Raw genomic sequence first — 16,657 nt, 5'->3', positions numbered from 1 at the left:
AGTCGGCCCGGGCGCGCGACGCCGGGCGCCTGACGCTGGCAGACCCACAGATCGGACTATCGTGACCCTTCGTTCCCGGCTCGGCCTCATCCGGCTCCGGCGACAGATCGCCGCCTACGTCCACGGTCATCCGGACGCCGACGGGACCGAGCTGCTGACCTGGGCGCGGCGCGGCGAGGGCTACCGCGAGGCCGTGCGCCGCGAGACCGAGCGGCACGTCTCCAACCACCTGTCGCTGCGCACCTTCCAGGCGGCTGAGGCCCTGCTGACGCCGCTCGACAACCGCAACACCATCGCGCGGCTCGCCGACCAGCTCACGGCGGAGCAGCCCCGTCTGCTCTATCCGCACCTCGCCCACATCCGGGTCGGCCTCCGAACGCGCGCCGCGGTCGTCGCCGCCGCCGCGTGCGACGACCTCACCGACGCCGATCTCAACACGCTCTACGACGGGGCGCACTCGCCGCTGCGGCCCGAGTACCTGCCGATGATCCACGACTACATCACCGAGCACGCCGCCCAGTCGGTCGTGCCGGTCTACCCGGCGCCGGCACGGGTCGGCCGCCTCCTCGACCTGTTCGCCTCCGACGTCTCGTCGCGCGACGCCGACATCGCCGCGTGGGCGCAGAGCCCCGAGGAGCACCTGTTCGCCTTCCGCACCGCCGTCACGATGCGCGAGCCGGCCATGATCGAGCGCCTGCTCCCCACGATCGACATCGAGCAGCTGACCGACCGCCAGAAGGCCCGCGCGGCCTCGCTCCTCTGGCGCGGCGGCACTGAGGAGCTCGCGGTCCCGCTCGCCCGGGCGGTCCGCACCGGCGTCAACAATCTGCGTCGCGCCCGCGCGATCATCGACGAGTTCGAGTCGTTCGAGTACATGGACTCCGGCTGGACGCCCCCCGCACTCAGCGAGACGCCGCTCTACACGCCGGCGCCGCGGTCGATCCTCCACGTCCTGCACAACTCCCTGCCCTACCGCACCACGGGATCGGCCAACCGTACGCAGGGCCTGCTGGCCGGACTGGCCGACAACGGCTACGCGATCTCGGCGATCAACCCGCCCGGCTTCCCCTACGGGGACGTGCCGCCCGAGAAGCTCGACACCATCAAGGCCGACTTCGAGGTCGGGCCCGTCAGCTATCACAACCTGCTCAACGACGGCGAGGTCATCCCGCGCTTCCGTCTCGGCGCGTTCCTCGACGCCTACACGACCGGCATCATCGCGCAGGCCGAGCGCGACAAGGCCGCCCTCATCCACTCGGCCAGCAACGGCTACAACGGTCTCGCCGGCACCGTCGCCGCCCGCCGGATCGGCATCCCCAACATCTACGAGGTGCGCGGTCTGAACGAGGAGGGCCGGCGCTCGCGGGACGAGCGCTACGCCCAGACGCGTCAGTACGCGTTCGCGCACCACCTCGAGACCCTCGCCGCCAACGAGGCCGACCGGGTCATCGCGATCACCGAAGGCCTCCGCGCCACGCTCGTGGAGCGTGGGGTCGACCCGGCCAAGATCCTCGTCGTCCCCAACGGTGTCGACACCCGGAGGTTCGGCCCCCTGGAGCGCGACGTCGAGCTCGCTCGGCAGTACGGCCTCGAGGGCAAGCTCGTGATCGGCTACATCGGCTCGCTCAACTGGTACGAAGGTCACGACCTGCTGTTCGAGGCGGTCCGGCGGCTCCGGCCGCGGCACCCCGACATGCGGGTGCTGATCGTCGGTGGCGGCCAGGAGTACGAGCACCTGCTCGCGCTGCGCAGCGAGCTGGGGCTGGACGACGTCATCGTCATGACGGGTCGCATCCCGTTCGAGCAGGTCGAGGCGCACTACTCCTTGATCGACATCGCACCGATCACCCGCAGCTCCTCCCCCGTCACGGAGTCGACCTCGCCGCTCAAGCCGTTCGAGGCCATGGCGATGGGCAAGACCGTGATCTCGTCCGACGTCGCCGTCATGAAGGAGGTCTTCAACGGCGACAACGGCCTGCTCTACACCAAGGACGACGCCGACTCGCTCGAGAGCGTCCTGGAGCAGGTGCTGCTGGACGAGTCCCTCCGCGCTCGGCTCGGCGAGGGCGGGCGGTCGTGGGTCATCGCCGAGCGCGACTGGAGCACGCTGGCCGCACGCGTGACGCGCCTCTACGCCGAGCTCGGCGTCGCCTGACCCTGCGCGTCAGCCGCGACGCAGGATCTCGGTGCCCTTCTCGGTGTCGTGGTGCTCGCGGGTGAGCTCGGGGTGAGCCGCGATCCAGCGGTCCACCATGACCTGCTCGTCCTCGCGGATGAAGTCGTCGACGACCACCGAGGCCGTCGGGGCCAGCCGGTCCCACAGCTGCGGGATCGCCGGGAGGCGTGACAGCGGTCCGGTCGTCGCCGGCGGACCGTCGACGAACAGGATGCCGATGTCGTGCAGGTCGGTGATGACCGCCGGGTCGTACCAGGGCTGCGTGCCGTCGTCCGAGGGGACGTCCACGAGCGGCGCGAGGCGGGCCGAGGCGATGTCGTCGACGCCGTGGAGGCGCAGCAGCCGGTTGGTCTTGTCGGCGTACTCCGCCTCGTGGTCCAACGCGACGATGCGCGTGTCCACGCCGCGCTGCTTGGCGGCGAGCGCCATCCAGAGCGTCGAGACGCCGCTGCCGCACTCGACGACCAGCCCGGGCTTGACCTCGAGCATCTCCTGCACGAGCAGCACGAGCGCGTCGGGCGACACCGCCCAGAGGCGCATCGGCGGGACCGCCGCCTCGACGTCGACCATCTCGAAGAGGTTGAGCGTGGCCTGGACCTGCTCGTACTGGCGACGGGACACGGCGTTGATCTCCCGCAGGAGGCCGAACTTCTTGGGGTCCTTGAAGCCCTCCTCCATCCGCTTCAGCCGCTTGAACGACCAGTCGGTGCGGGTGCGGACGAAGTGCAGGTCGCGCTTGGCGTCGCCGGCCCGGACAGCCTTCTCGAGCGTCGTGAGTCGCGCGTGCAGGCGTCGGCTCTGCTGCTCGGCACGCAGCGTGTGGGCGGCGAGCAGCACCACGATCGCCGCTCCGAGGGCGGCCAGGAGCTGCTCGCCCCACGCATCGGCGAGGACGACCGCGAGGACGACCGTCGCGAGGTCGGCAACGCCGAGCAGGGCGAGCTGGGTGGTGCGCGGCATGCCGCTCGTCGGCCCGGCCATCAGGCGGTCGGGCCGGTCAGCGCTGCGCTGATGACGGCGGCGATGCGCTCGCCGGCGTGGCCGTCCCAGAGCGGCGGCGTCACGCCGTCGGACGTACGCGTGCGGTCGATGATCGGCTCCAGGCGGGCGAGCAGGTCGTGCTGCGTCACGAGCTGGTTGGTGCCGTGGGTGATCGTCACCGGGCGCTCGGTGTTGGGCCGCAGCGTCAGGCAGGGGACCGCGAGCATCGTGGTCTCCTCCTGCACGCCGCCCGAGTCGGTGATGACGGCGAGGCTGCCGCGCACGAGACCGATGAACTCGACGTAGCCCAGCGGCGCGATGACCTTGATCGAGTCGTGGTCCATCAGCCCGGCCGCCTCGAACGACGCGCGACCACGTGGGTGGAGCGGGATGACGACCTCGGTGCGGTCGGCCACCTGATGCAGTGCCTTGACGATCGCGGCGGCCTGCTCGGGGTCGTCGACGTTGGCCGGGCGGTGCAGCGTCGCCACGATGTAGTCGCCCTCGAGACCGAGGTCCGCGCGCGCGGCCTCGGCGTCGAACTTCTCGAGGTTGGCGAGCAGGGTGTCGATCATCGGGTTGCCGACGAAGTGGATCTTGTCGGCGGCGACGCCTTCGGCGCCGAGGTGGACGTTCGCGTCGGGGCTCGTGGTGAACAGCAGGTCGGCGAGGCTGTCGGTCACGATGCGGTTGACCTCTTCGGGCATCGTGCGGTCGAAGCTGCGGAGGCCGGCCTCGACGTGGGCGACCGGGATGTGCAGCTTGGCCGCGACGAGCGAGGCAGCGACGGTCGAGTTGACGTCGCCGTAGACCACGACGAGGTCGGGCCGCTCGGCGACGAACATGTCCTCGAGCTCGGTCATGACCTTCGCCGTCTGGTGCGCGTGCGTCCCGGAGCCGACCCCGAGGTTGACGTCGGGCTCGGGCAGGCCGAGCTGCTGGAAGAAGACCTCCGACATCACCGGGTCGTAGTGCTGCCCGGTGTGGACGAGCACCTGGCGGATGCCGAGCGCATCGAGGGCCCGGATCACCGGAGCGGCTTTCGGGAAGTTGGGGCGAGCGCCGGTCACGTGGACGACGTGGGGCACAGACGACAGGCTCATGCACTTCTTCCGGTTGGTGTCAGACGTACGTCGACAAGGGTATCGCCGGGACTTTCCCGGCGCTGCCGCGCGTCCGGCGGGCTGCTCGGGTCCGGTATATTCCGCGGGGATCGGCCCGCGGTGTCGCTTGGTGGCCGACGACCTCGATGGACGGACTGGAGTGGATCCGACAGTGCCCGGCGCGATGTCCCCGATCCTGCCTCCATGGCTGACGGACCTCGCCGATGCCCGGATCGTGACGCCGGGAGCACTGGCCAAGCTCGCGCTGCGCTACGAGCACCGGGGGCTCGAGGAGCTGCTGGCCCATCTGGCCTCGAACGGCGAGCTCGGGCACCGGGCCATCCTGGACCTGGCCGCGGCCGGCTCCACGACGGGCGGCCGCGGCGACGCGCTGCGGGCTGCTGGGCTCTACGCGCTCGCGCTCCTGACGATCGGCACGCCCGCAGCCGATGCGGTCGAGCGCTCGGCCGACCTCTTCGCGCTGGCGCGGACGGTTGCCGAGCGGACCGGCGCTCGCACGGAGCACGCCGACCTCGAGCTGCAGACGGCACTGAGCGCCGGCCGTGAGGACACCGCCCGTGCCCTGATCGCCACCGGCACTGCCGACCCTTGGGTGCGATGGGCTGCCGCGGCGGACCTGGTCAACCCGTTCGGCGATGCGCGATCGGCAGCCGAGCCCTGGCTCGCCGAGTTCAACCGGCCGTTCATCGAGCGCGGGCTCGACCCGATCGCGGTGGGCGACCACGCCGCGCCGTTCGACAGCCTCTCGACCTCGACCGCGGATCGCGCCGGGACCGTCGGCGGCCCGCTCGTGACGATCGTGGTCTCGGTGTTCAAGCCCACCGAGAGCCTGCTGGCGGCGGTCGGCTCGCTCGTCGCGCAGACGTGGCGCGACCTGCAGATCATCATCGTCGACGACGCCAGCCCCGACGAGCACCTCGACGTCCTCGAGCGCGCCCGGGCACTCGACCCCCGAGTCGAGTACGTCCGGATGCCGGCCAACGGTGGCGCCTACCGCGCGCGCAACACCGGGATCCGGCACGCCCGCGGGGAGTTCGTCGGGTTCCAGGACGGCGACGACTGGTCGCACCCCCAGCGCATTGAACGCCAGATGCGGGCCTTCACCGCGAACGTCGTCGCGACCCTGTCGAACGCGGTGTGGCTCTACGGCGACCTGCGCATGACGGTCCCCGGCGCGGCTCCCTACGCGCGCATCGCGCCCTCGCTGATCCTGCGCCGGGACCCGGTCCTGGAACGCCTCGGCCCCTTCGACGACATGCGGCGCGCCGCCGACACCGAGTTCATCGAGCGGCTCGCCGCCGTGTTCGGGCGCCCCGCAGTCGTCACGGTCGACGAGCCCCTGTCGCTCTACCAGCTGACCCACGGCTCGCTGTCGCGCGGAGACTTCCGGCTCGGCTGGCGCCGCGATGCGCGCGTCTCCTACCACTCGGCGTTCCGTCACTGGCACCGCCAGGTCGCCGGCGGGAGGGCCGATCCCGTGATCCTGTCGGACCACGGACGGGCCTTTCCGGCACCACCGGAGATCGAGGGCACCGAGCACCCCGCGTCGCCCGACGTCGTGGTCCTCGCGGACTTCAGGCCGCGGATCGCGCAGCTCACGGGGCTGCCCGCGGAGCTCACGGCTCTGTCCAGGGCGGGCCTGCAGGTGGGGCTCGCGCGGGGCGAGGCCCCACGGCACGCCGCCGTCGCGCGGGCGTACCCGCACGAGGGCATCCAGCGGGTCGTCGCCGACGGCCTGGCCGACTGGCGACCACTGAGCGCGGACCTCACCCCGCGCCTGCTGCTCGTCCGTGACCCCGACCTCCTGGCGTTCTCCCGAGCTGCCGACCGCGTTCGCATGCGGCCCCAGCGGGTCCTCGTCCTTGCCGACCGCCTTCCCCGGCCCGAGGGCCACCCGCGCGTCTCGTACGACCCGGCGCACGTCGAGCAGGTCGCGCGGGAGATGTTCGGCATCGACGTGGAGTGGCTGCCGGCGACCGCTGCCCTGTCGGACGCACTGCTGGCTGCCGGCGCGCAGGGCGCCCGCCATGCTCCGGTCCGGATCGACGCCGTCGACCTCCGGCGCTTCCCGGCCCGGCTGCTGTCCGAGCGGCCCGTCATCGGGGTGGCGGACGGCGCCCGGTTCGGTGCCGAGCGGGTCGACCCCGCTGCGTTCGGCGCCCTGCCCGCCGGCGACACGTTCGACGTGCGGATCCTCGAGCCGGCCGACCGGCCGCGCAAGGGCGCCGCGGCAGGTTGGCTGGGGGTCGACCAGGCCCTCCTGACGCCGACCGAGTTCTTCGACCAGTGCGACTTCGTCGTCGGCCTGCCGGCGCGGGTTCACGGCACCGTGCTGTCGCGGCCGGTCCTGGACGCGATGGCCCGAGGTTGCGTCCCGATCGTCCACCCGAGCCTGCGAACGGCGCTCGGTCCTGACGTCGCGGTCTTCGGGGAGCGCAGCATCGCGGAGATCGTCACGACGCTCTGGAGCGAGCCGCAACGCTACGTCGCAGCTCAGCGCTCGGCGGTCGAGTTCTGCCACAATGAGACCTCCCCCGAGGCGTTCGCCGGGGCGGTCACGCGGATCATGGGCACGGAGGCGTCATGACGAAGTCGACGAACCCCCTCAGCGGCCTGCGCACGCGGCTGCCCGCTCTGCTCGAGCGGCTCCACGTGCCGCTGCTCGCACTGTCCGGCGTGGTGATCGCCGTCGGTGTGGTCGCCGTGCTCGCCGACCAGGACCGGACCGCAATCGTCATGGTGCTGCTGGCGCAGGGCTGCGTCGTGCTCATGGTGGCGGCGCACCACCTCGCCGCCGTCCGCACGGCTCAGTCGCTGGCCCACCGGATCGACCAGGCCAGCGCCCGGCAGCTGGCCGACCTCGCCCGCACGCGGCACGCCCTGCTCTCGGGCACCGACGACTCGTCGGACAGCCCGCGATGACGGGACAGGCCCCCGCCCGGCGATGAGCCAGGCCAACGCTGCCGCCCCCGTCCGACCGCCCGCGGCAAGCATCCACGGGATCGAGCTGTCCGCCGACGGCACGCACCTCGTGGTGACCGGGACGTGCCGGCGCGCGGCCGCCGAGACCGACAGGCCCGCCGGCGACCTCGTGCGTCTGCACCTCGCCGACGCATCGGGTCGGCGGCGCCTCGGGGTCGACACCGTGCCGGCCCCGCGCTTCGAGCACGGTGGCCGCCGCTGGACCGGGTTCACCGCCGCGCTGCCGGTCGCCGACCTGCCGATGGGCAGCTCATTTCCCGTCCTCGAGGTCGTCCCGGTCGAGGGGGCGGCCGTCGAGACCCCCGCACTGGCCTCGCCGGGCCTCCTCGCGTCGTCGCGACCGCTGTCGAGCGGGGGACGGCGGGTCCAGGCCGTGCCGGCACCGGGGTCCGACCGGGTCGAGCTCGTGTGCCGCCGCAGCGCCGCGGCGTGGAGCGCTCGCATGGCCCGCCGCGACCTGTCCGACCTCGTCCGCCGGCGCCCCTTCGCGTGGGCTCGCCTCGTCCGGTTCCTGACCCGCCCCCTCGTGCCCGGAGGCCCCGTCTGGCTGATCGGCGAGCGCGCCGACACGGCCCGCGACAACGGCCTCCACCTGTTCGCGCACGTGTGCCGCGAGCGCCCGGACGTACGGGCCCACTACGTCATCGACCGCGCCAGTGACCAGAGGGCCCGGGTCGCTGCGCTCGGCCGGGTCGTCGCGCACTCGTCGTGGCGGCACCGCCTCCTGATGCTGCACGCCGACGTGATCGCCAACGCGTACTCGATCAAGCACATGCTGCCGCGTCAGTGGGACTCCACGGCGTACGCCAGACAGCTCGCGTGGCGCATCGGCGCGCACCGCGTCTACCTCAAGCACGGCATCAACCTCAACATGGCCGAGCTGCGGCGCCGGGTCGGCGGCTACGACCTCTACCTCACCGCGACCCCCGCCGAGACGGCCGCGGCTCGTGAGACGTCCGGCTACGACCGGCAGGTCGTCGAGACCGGGCTCCCCCGCTACGACGCCCTCGTCCCGACACCCCGGAGCCGGACGATCCTGTTCATGCCGACGTGGCGCCTCTACCTCGCGCCGAAGCTGTTCAGCGGCAGGACCACCGGCAGCGTCCCCTTCGAGGGATCGGACTACCAGCGGTTCGTCGTCGGCCTCGTGACGAGTCCGCGGCTGCTGGCGCTGCTGGACGAGCACGACCACCGGTTCCAGCTCCTGCCGCACTACAACCTCCGCGAGCACCTCGCCGAGACCCCCGTGGTCGGGGACCGGGTCGACGTCCTCGACGGCGGGACCGCAGACGTCCAAGATCTGCTGAGGACGTGCGACCTGTTCGTCACCGATCACTCGTCGGTGCAGTTCGACGTCGCCTACCTCGGCACGCCGGTCGTCTATGCCCAGTTCGACGAGGACGACTATGCGCGCCACTCGGGACCGTCGTGGTTCGACACCGAGCGGGACGGCTTCGGGCCCGTCGCCCACGACGTCGAGACGACGATCGACGCGATCGAGCACTACCTGCGGCACGACTGCCGACGCGAGGCTGAGTACGACGCACGCGCGGAGGGTCTGTTCACCCATCGCGACCGGGACAACTCGCGGCGCACGGTCGAGGCGATCGAAGCGCTGACCAGTCGCACCGGGCCGGCAGGTCAGCGGCTGCCGAACTCCCCGGACGTCGCCTCGTAGAGTCGCTCGGCCAGCTGCGGCGCCATGCTGTCGATGTAGGACCGGGTGAGGTGCGAGCCCTGGCGGTAGACCAGGACGTTGCCGATCACCGCGGCGCACCGGTCGCCGTCCGGACAGACGACGTCGCTCATGTCGATGACCTTGACGGCCGGGACCTGCTTGGCGGCGGCCAGCGCGGAGGGTGCGCCGGAGCTGGCCACGCCCTCGGCCTTGTCGAACGCGCACCGGTCGAGGGCGTCCGGGTTCTGCGCCACACACTCGTAGACCGGGCCGCCGGTGGGGCTCGGGTTGTCGAGCATCGCGATCATCGGGATCCCGGCATCGGTGATCCGCTTCCAGTAGCGCGCCATGCCGTCCGCCATCGCCTCCCGGGTCGGCCGCGTCGTGACGGTGCCGCCGACCGGGAGGGCCGCGGCCCGGCCGTGCGATGCCATCACGAGATCGGGCTCGAGCTCGAGGATCTCCTGGAGCGCCGCCTTGCCCCACGCCCGGCAGTCGGTCCACAGCTTCTCGCTGGTGGTGACCGAGGTGTCCGTGAACGGGCAGGCCGACTTGGTGATCGTCACGACCTTGAAGCCCTCGGCCTTGCCCAAGGCGCTGAGCGCGGTCTCCCACTGCACCATCTTGGAGTCGCCGACGATCGCGATGACCCGGTCCGACGAGGTGTCGCCGAACTCGCACAGCTCGGGCTTGTCGACGCCGTCGCGCACCTGGCACTCGGGCTGCTCGGTGTAGAGCGGTGGCCGGTCGTCGCCGGCGTCGACCGGCAGGGGTCGGATCCGATCGACGTGCGTGAGGTCGCTCCACGTCACGTCCTTGGTGTCAGCCGCGTCGATCGCCGCAGCGCCGGGGGCCTGCGCGGCCGTCGCCTCTTGCTGCCCGCCGCCCGCGGTCGAGCTGAGCGCGGCGCCGACGATCACGCCGAACGCCGTGAGCGCGGCACCCATGGCGAGGGCGCGGCCGGTCGGCTTGAAGAACGAGCCGAAGCGCACGGGGTTCTCGATGTACCGGTGGCTCAGCCAGGCCGGCACGATCGACAGGATCATGAGCAGCACGGTCCAGCGCACCTGGGCGTCCGGGTACTCCGCCTCGAACGCCACCAGCAGCGGCCAGTGCCACAGGTAGATCGAGTAGGACAAGCCGCCGATCCACACCATCGGCGCCAGGCTCAGCAGCCGCTGCGGAGAGCCGGGGGTGCGTTTGATGCCGCTGGCGATCATCAACGCCGCGCCGACGGTGGGGACCAGCGCGTTGGCGCCGGGCCACGTCGTGCCGGTGTCGAAGAACAGCACGGCATACGCGATCAGGGCGATGCCGACCCAGCCGCCGATCGCGAGCAGGACCGAGGGCAGCCGCGCGACCCGGGCCGCGGCCAGCGCGAGCAGTGCGCCGATGCCGAGCTCCCAGACGCGCGTCGTGGACACGAAGTACGCCGTCGCGGGCGAGCTCTCGGTCTGGGTGACCGACCAGACGAACGACGCCACGGTGATCGCGCCGAGGGCCACGAACGCGCCGAGCTTCCAGCGCTTGGCCGCCACGACGCCGATCGCCAGCATGAGCAGCGGCCACACCAGGTAGAACTGCTCCTCGACCGCCAGGGACCAGTAGTGCTGCACGGGCGACTGCCCGATGTCCTCGGCCAGGTAGTCCACCCCGCGCGACGCGAGGCTCCAGTTGACGACGTAGAGCGCAGCGGCCTTGATGTCGCCACCGAAGTCCGGGCGCTGCGTGATCGGCAGGTAGACGTACGTGACGACGGCCGAGAACAACAGGACCGTCGCGGACGCCGGCAGCAGCCGCTTCATGCGCCGCGCCCAGAAGTTGGCGATGCGCACCCGGCCGGTGCGGGATACCTCGCGCGCCAGCAGGCCCGTGATGAGGAAGCCGGACAGCACGAAGAAGACGTCGACGCCGACGAACCCGCCCGCGAACCACGAGACCCCGGCGTGACCCACCAGGACCGAGCCGACCGCGATGGTCCGCATGCCTTCGATGTCGAGGCGCAGGGTCCGACCGTGGTCCGCCTTGGTCAGCGCCGCGTCGTCGGAACGATGCAGAGCGGTCGTCATGCGTCGATCCCCTCTGGAGCTCGAGAAACGGTCAGGACTGGGTGGTCCGGTCGGGTCGTGCCCCGTCGGCGGACGCTGCCACAGCGGCAAATGGCCTCGGTCAGGCTACCTGATGCGGCCCAGTCCCCCGGCCCGGGCCGCACGGCGGTCGTGACGACCGTCACGGCCGTCGTCCCGGGACGGAAGCGGGTGCAGCAGCGGTTGGTAGCCTCCTGACGTGCACATCTCCGTCATCGGCTGCGGCTACCTCGGCGCCGTCCACGCCGCGTGCATGGCCCAGCTCGGTCACCAGGTCACCGGCTTCGACGTCGACGCCGCCAAGATCTCGGCCCTCCAGCGCGCCGAGGCCCCGTTCTTCGAGCCCGGGCTGCCCGACCTGCTCGCCGAGACCATGGCGACGGGCCGGCTCACGTTCTCCACCGATCCCGCGTCGGTCCAAGGCGCGGCCGTCCACTTCGTGTGCGTCGGGACGCCGCAGGCCGAGAACAGCAACGCCGCCGACATGACGTACGTCGACGCCGCCGTGACCGCCCTCCTCCCGCACCTCGCCGACGGTGACCTCGTCGTCGGCAAGTCGACCGTGCCCGTCGGCACCGCCGAGCGGCTCGCCGAGCAGGTCACTGCCGCCCAGCCCGGCGCCACGCTCGTGTGGAACCCCGAGTTCCTCCGTGAGGGCTTCGCGGTCAAGGACACGCTGCACCCTGACCGGGTGGTCTACGGCGTGCCCGAGGGCGCTGCCGGGGAGTCTGCAGCAGCCGTGCTCGACGAGGTGTATGCCGCGCCGCTCTCGGAGGGCACCCCGCGCATCGTGACGGACTACGCCACGGCCCAGCTCGTCAAGGTGGCGGCCAACTCGTTCCTCGCGACCAAGATCTCGTTCATCAACGCCATGGCCGAGCTGTGCGAGGCGACCGGCGCCGACGTCACGCAGCTCGCCGACGCGATCGGCCACGACGCCCGCATCGGCCGTCGCTTCCTCAACGCGGGACTGGGGTTCGGGGGCGGCTGCCTGCCCAAGGACATCCGGGCCTTCATGGCGCGGGCCGACGAGCTCGGGGTCGACCAGGCGCTCAGCTTCCTCGGCGAGGTCGACGCCATCAACGGGCGCCGTCGCGAACGCATGGTCACGCTGGCCGAGGAGGAGCTCGGGGGTTCTGTGAAGGGGCGCCGCATCGCGGTGCTCGGCGCCTCGTTCAAGCCCAACAGCGACGACGTCCGCGACTCCCCGGCCCTCGACGTCGCGACCAAGCTCGAGGAGCTCGGGGCGCAGGTCATCATGACCGACCCGGAGGCCAACGCCAACGCCAAGGCCCGGCGGCCGCAGCTGGCGTTCGTCCCGTCCGCGCAGGACGCCGCCGAAGGTGCCGAGCTGATCCTGCTGCTGACCGAGTGGCAGGAGTTCGTCGACCTCGATCCCGAGGCCCTAGCCGACCTGGTCGACACCCCGCGGATCCTCGACGGCCGCAACGCCCTCGACCCCGCTGCGTGGCGGGCCGCCGGCTGGACCTATCGGGCGCTCGGCCGCGGCAAGCACTGACCGTTGGGCGGCACGACGCGGTCCGGCCGTGAATTTCAGTCCCTGTGACCCGCTGCGGTAATCTTCGGCAGGCACCACGGATCCCCACCTGAAGGAAACGACCTTGTCCATCGACATGGCAATCATCGGCCTCGGCTACGTCGGGCTCCCGCTCGCCCAGCAGGCATCCCGCTCCGGCCTCACCGTGGTCGGCTTCGACGTCAACGGCGCCATGGTCGACTCGCTCAACAGCGGCACGAGCCACATCGACGACCTGACGGACGACGACATCGCGGAGATGATCTCGCTCGGCTTCACCGCGACGACCGACGAGGCGGTCCTGGCCACGGCCGACGCCATCGTGATCTGCGTGCCCACGCCACTGTCCGTCGACGGCGAGCCCGACCTCGGCGCCGTCATCGCGGCGACGACGACCATCTCGCGCCAGCTGCGCGCCGACCACCTCGTGGTGCTCGAGTCGACGACCTACCCCGGCACGACCGACGAGGTCGTCCGCCCCATCCTCGAGAAGACCGGTCTCACGGCCGGCAGCGACTTCCACCTCGCGTTCAGCCCCGAGCGGGTCGACCCGGGCAACCCGACGTACGGCATCGCCAACACCCCCAAGGTCGTCGGTGGCCACACGCCGGCCTCGACCGAGGTCGCCACGGCGTTCTACGGCCGGTTCATCGACACCGTCGTGCCGTCCAAGGGCACGCGCGAGGCCGAGATGACCAAGCTGCTGGAGAACACCTACCGGCACATCAACATCGCCCTGGTCAACGAGATGGCTCAGTTCTGCCACGAGATGGACATCGATCTCTGGGAGGTCATCCGCAACGCGGCGACCAAGCCGTTCGGCTTCCAGGCGTTCTTCCCCGGTCCCGGCGTCGGCGGTCACTGCATCCCGATCGACCCGAACTACCTGTCCTACAAGGTGCGCGCGACCCTCGGGCGGCCGTTCCAGTTCGTCGAGCTCGCCCAGTCGATCAACCTGCAGATGCCGTCGTACGTCGTCGAGCGGGTCATCGACCTGCTCAACGACGAGGGCAAGGCGCTGCGCGGCTCGACGATCCTGCTGCTCGGCGTGACCTACAAGCCGAACATCGCCGACCAGCGCGAGTCCCCGGCGACCCCTCTGGCCCAGCTGCTGATCGACAAGGGCGCCAACCTGGTGTTCCACGACCCGCACGTCGAGGCGTGGACGCCCAACGGCGTCAGCGTCACCCGCGCCGACGATCTCGACGACGCCCTGCGCACGGCCGACGTGTCGATCCTGCTGCAGAACCACAAGCAGTACGACCTCGAGTCGATCGCGTCGACGGCCAGGTGCCTGTTCGACACCAAGGGCGCGACGGACGACGCCAAGATCGCCCGGCTCTGATCCCCGCCGGCCCGGCACTGACGCCCTCGCGTCAGCGCCGGGCGCTGCCGGTCAGCTGAGCCAGGTCGGGCGCAGCGGCCAGTCGGCGTTGCCGTGCGCGTCGGTCTTGACCGCCAGCACGTGGTGCAGCTCGATCTCGTTGCGCTCGAACGCCAGCCGCGACCCGGCCATGTAGATGCCCCACACCTTGGCCCGGCCGAGGCTCACCTCGCCCAGCGCCTCGTCCCAGTGCTCGACCAGGTTGTCGCACCAGCCCTTGAGCGTCAGGGCGTAGTGCTCGCGCAGGTTCTCGACGTGGCGCACCTCGAGGCCGTTGTCCTGCACCGCTGTCGTGATGCGCCCGACGCCGGTGAGCTCGCCGTCAGGGAAGACGTAGCGGTCGATGAACGCGCCGGTCGACATCGTCTTGTTGTGCGGCCGGGTGATGCAGTGGTTGAGCAGGCGGCCGCCGACCTTGAGGTGGTCGCGCATGAACCCGAAGTAGGCGTTGTAGTTGCGGACGCCGATGTGCTCGGTCAGCCCGATCGAGCTGATCGCGTCGAAGTCGGTCTCGGTCACGTCGCGGTAGTCCATGAAGCGGACCTCGGCGAGGTGGTCCAGCCCTTGGCGCTTGATCTCGTCCTGCGCCCAGGTGGCCTGCTCGCGCGACAGGGTCACCCCGATCACCTTGACGCCGTAGTGCTTGGCGGCGTGCCGCACCATGCCACCCCAGCCGCAGCCGATGTCGAGCAGGCGCTGGCCGGGCTTGAGGTCGAGCTTGCGGGCGATCAGGTCGTACTTCTCGAACTGCGCCTCCTCGAGGGTGGCGTCAGGCCCGGGGAAGACCGCGCAGGTGTAGGTCATCGACGGGCCGAGCACGAGCTCGTAGAACCGGTTGGAGACGTCGTAGTGGTGGTGGATCGCCTCGGCGTCGCGCTTCTTGTTGTGGCGCAGCCCCTCCATCGCGCGGCGCCACTTGGGCAGGTGCTCCTCGGGCGGCGGCGGCGGGGGCTTGAGGTTGCCGAAGCCCAGGCTGCGGACGATCTGCACCATCTCGGGCGCCGACGGGACCTTGAAGCGCAGCTGGCTCATGATCAGGACCATGGCGTCGTAGGGATTGCCCGGGTGGACCCCCTCGAGCTCGAGATCGCCCGAGACGTACGCCCGCGCGAAGCCGAGGTCGCCGGGGGCGGTCATCAGGTAGGACAGGCCGCGCTCGTTGACGAGCCGCATCCTGATGGGGGCGTCCTCGGGGCCTGCGACGCTGCCGTCGAACGCCTCGAACCTGAAGGGCAGTCCGTCCTTCATGAGCCGGCCCAGCGCGTCAGCGATCGTCAGCCGTACTCCCACGTCCGTGGTCATGAGTTCCTCACCGCTTTCTCGAACAGGGTGCTCAGTCTGCCCTCGGGGTCGTACCGCCCGCGGGCGGCGGCGAGCACCTCGCCGCCGTACATCTGGTCGAACGTGTCCTGGTCGTAGAACGCCTCGGAGTAGAGGGACTTGTGCCCGCCGAGGTCGTGCACGAACTCCTCGATCCGGCGGTTGACCATGCCGTCGGGGGAACCGGCCGGCACCTCGACGGTGCCCCAGAACCCGACGTTGACGTAGGTCTCGCCGGGCGTCAACGGGTAGACCGGCCACGGGCGGGTCGTGCGCAGCGGGCACAGCCACACCGGGCGCATGCCGACCTCGGCGTCGAACCAGGCCAGGAACTCGGGCAGGCGGTCCAGCGGCACCTCGATGTCCTGGATCACCCGCTCGCGACCCGGCACCTTCTTGACCCGGTCGAGGACCTTGCTGAGGCCGATCCTCTCGTCGAGGCCGACGAGCCGGTGGTAGACGTCGCTGCGCCGCCACCTGGCGGGCCACACCCTGCGGACCCAGGGGTTCTGCGCGCCGAAGGCTCCCGAGCACCAGAACCAGTCGGTGTCCCACCGCCAGATGTAGTCGTTCATGGTCAGGGTGTCGGTCTCGCGCTGCTGGATCGAGCGGTAGTAGATCTGCTGGCCCGTGTAGTCGCTGACGGCGTGGGACCCGCGGTTGCCCGGCTCGTCGACGAAGTGCGCCAGGGTCAGGTAGATCTCGTCCGGGCTGAAGGCCGTGCCATCGAGCCCGTCGACGCGCTCGCCGTGCCACTCGCCGGTCTCGGCGATGACCTCGACGGCCTTGACCGCGGCCGCGGCGTCGGCGACCTGCACGTGGCGCAGCGTGACGAACGGCGGGACCTTCTCGAGCTTGATCCGCAGCCGCGTGGCGTAGCCGAGGCTGCCGTAGGAGTTGGGGAACGCCTCGAACAGGTCGGCGTGCTCACCGTCGGGTGCCGCCGTGACGACGTCGCCGGAACCGGTCAGGATGTCGAGCTCGAGCACGGACTCGTGCGGCAGCCCGCTGCGGAACGACGTCGACTCGATGCCCAGCCCGGTCACCGCGCCACCGAGCGTGATGGTGCGCAGCTGGGGGACGACGTAGGGGATGAAGCCCAGCGGCAGCGTCTCGGCGACGAGCTGCTCGTAGGTGCAGATGCCCTGCACGTCGGCGGTCTGTGCCTCGGTGTCGATGGCGATGACCCCGTCGAGGCCGCTGACGTCGAGGCCCGGCGCGTCGTTGCCCTGGCGGGGGCGGAACAGGTTGGACGTCTTCTTGGCCAGGCGAATGCGGTCCCCCGGCGCTATCCGCCCGTAGGACGCCAGCAGCCGGTCAACGGCTTCCCCGTGGGCCTGCCAACCTTTCACGTCCATCAGGTTAGACCCGGGGGCGGACAGCCGGTC

The 16,657-nt window shown here is 71.1% G+C and carries 11 protein-coding genes; 6 read left to right on the top strand and 5 right to left on the bottom strand.

From position 1 onward, the window contains the following. The first annotated feature begins 61 nt into the window (after positions 1-61). Positions 62-2,155 (top strand): glycosyltransferase family 4 protein, encoded by a 2,094-nt coding sequence (locus AB0N22_RS15235; protein WP_364641917.1) that lies wholly within the window; start codon positions 62-64, stop codon positions 2,153-2,155. Between the two features lie 9 nt (positions 2,156-2,164). On the opposite strand, the gene AB0N22_RS15230 is transcribed toward AB0N22_RS15235, so the two are convergent. Next, positions 2,165-3,136 carry a class I SAM-dependent methyltransferase gene (locus AB0N22_RS15230; RefSeq protein ID WP_364641914.1) on the bottom strand — a complete coding sequence of 324 codons (972 nt, stop codon included), beginning with the start codon at positions 3,134-3,136 and terminating at the stop codon, positions 2,165-2,167. 20 nt (positions 3,137-3,156) lie between these two features. Further along, positions 3,157-4,260: a UDP-N-acetylglucosamine 2-epimerase (non-hydrolyzing) gene (gene wecB, locus AB0N22_RS15225; RefSeq protein WP_364641911.1), complete on the bottom strand. Its 1,104-nt coding sequence runs from the start codon at positions 4,258-4,260 to the stop codon at positions 3,157-3,159. 172 nt (positions 4,261-4,432) lie between these two features. On the opposite strand from wecB, the gene AB0N22_RS15220 reads away from it, so the two are divergent. Genes AB0N22_RS15220 through AB0N22_RS15210 form a run of 3 tightly spaced genes read left to right on the top strand, consistent with a single transcriptional unit; the run spans position 4,433 to position 8,941 of the window. Then, positions 4,433-6,868: a glycosyltransferase gene (locus AB0N22_RS15220; protein ID WP_364641908.1), complete on the top strand. Its 2,436-nt coding sequence runs from the start codon at positions 4,433-4,435 to the stop codon at positions 6,866-6,868. Continuing rightward, entirely contained in the window at positions 6,865-7,203 is a 339-nt protein-coding gene (locus tag AB0N22_RS15215) for a hypothetical protein (protein ID WP_364641905.1), read from the top strand. Before AB0N22_RS15220 ends, AB0N22_RS15215 begins: the two co-directional genes overlap by 4 nt. A gap of 22 nt (positions 7,204-7,225) precedes the next feature. Further along, positions 7,226-8,941 carry a CDP-glycerol glycerophosphotransferase family protein gene (locus AB0N22_RS15210; RefSeq protein ID WP_364641902.1) on the top strand — a complete coding sequence of 572 codons (1,716 nt, stop codon included), beginning with the start codon at positions 7,226-7,228 and terminating at the stop codon, positions 8,939-8,941. On the opposite strand, the gene AB0N22_RS15205 is transcribed toward AB0N22_RS15210, so the two are convergent. Then, entirely contained in the window at positions 8,905-11,010 is a 2,106-nt protein-coding gene (locus AB0N22_RS15205; RefSeq protein WP_364641899.1) for an acyltransferase family protein, read from the bottom strand. The genes AB0N22_RS15210 and AB0N22_RS15205 overlap by 37 nt on opposite strands. A 217-nt stretch (positions 11,011-11,227) precedes the next feature. Here AB0N22_RS15205 and AB0N22_RS15200 point away from each other — a divergent pair, with 217 nt between their 5' ends. Together AB0N22_RS15200 and AB0N22_RS15195 are read left to right on the top strand one after the other, a co-directional pair. After that, positions 11,228-12,547, top strand: coding sequence for a UDP-glucose/GDP-mannose dehydrogenase family protein (locus AB0N22_RS15200; protein ID WP_364641896.1), 1,320 nt, complete (start codon positions 11,228-11,230; stop codon positions 12,545-12,547). Positions 12,548-12,650: 103 nt separating this feature from the next. Then, positions 12,651-13,910: a nucleotide sugar dehydrogenase gene (locus AB0N22_RS15195; protein WP_364641893.1), complete on the top strand. Its 1,260-nt coding sequence runs from the start codon at positions 12,651-12,653 to the stop codon at positions 13,908-13,910. Positions 13,911-13,961: 51 nt separating this feature from the next. Here AB0N22_RS15195 and AB0N22_RS15190 read toward each other — a convergent pair whose 3' ends face one another. Both AB0N22_RS15190 and AB0N22_RS15185 read right to left on the bottom strand, forming a co-directional pair. Continuing rightward, positions 13,962-15,251, bottom strand: a complete 1,290-nt coding sequence (locus AB0N22_RS15190; protein ID WP_364641890.1) for a cyclopropane-fatty-acyl-phospholipid synthase family protein — start codon at positions 15,249-15,251, stop codon at positions 13,962-13,964. Further along, on the bottom strand, positions 15,248-16,627 hold the full coding sequence (locus tag AB0N22_RS15185) for an FAD-binding oxidoreductase (protein ID WP_364641887.1): 1,380 nt from the start codon (positions 16,625-16,627) through the stop codon (positions 15,248-15,250). Before AB0N22_RS15185 ends, AB0N22_RS15190 begins: the two co-directional genes overlap by 4 nt. Between the last annotated feature and the right edge of the window lie 30 nt (positions 16,628-16,657).

Source organism: Aeromicrobium sp. NPDC092404 (genome assembly GCF_040684095.1).
GTDB lineage: Bacteria > Actinomycetota > Actinomycetes > Propionibacteriales > Nocardioidaceae > Aeromicrobium.
This window is presented reverse-complemented; position numbering and strand designations above follow the sequence as displayed.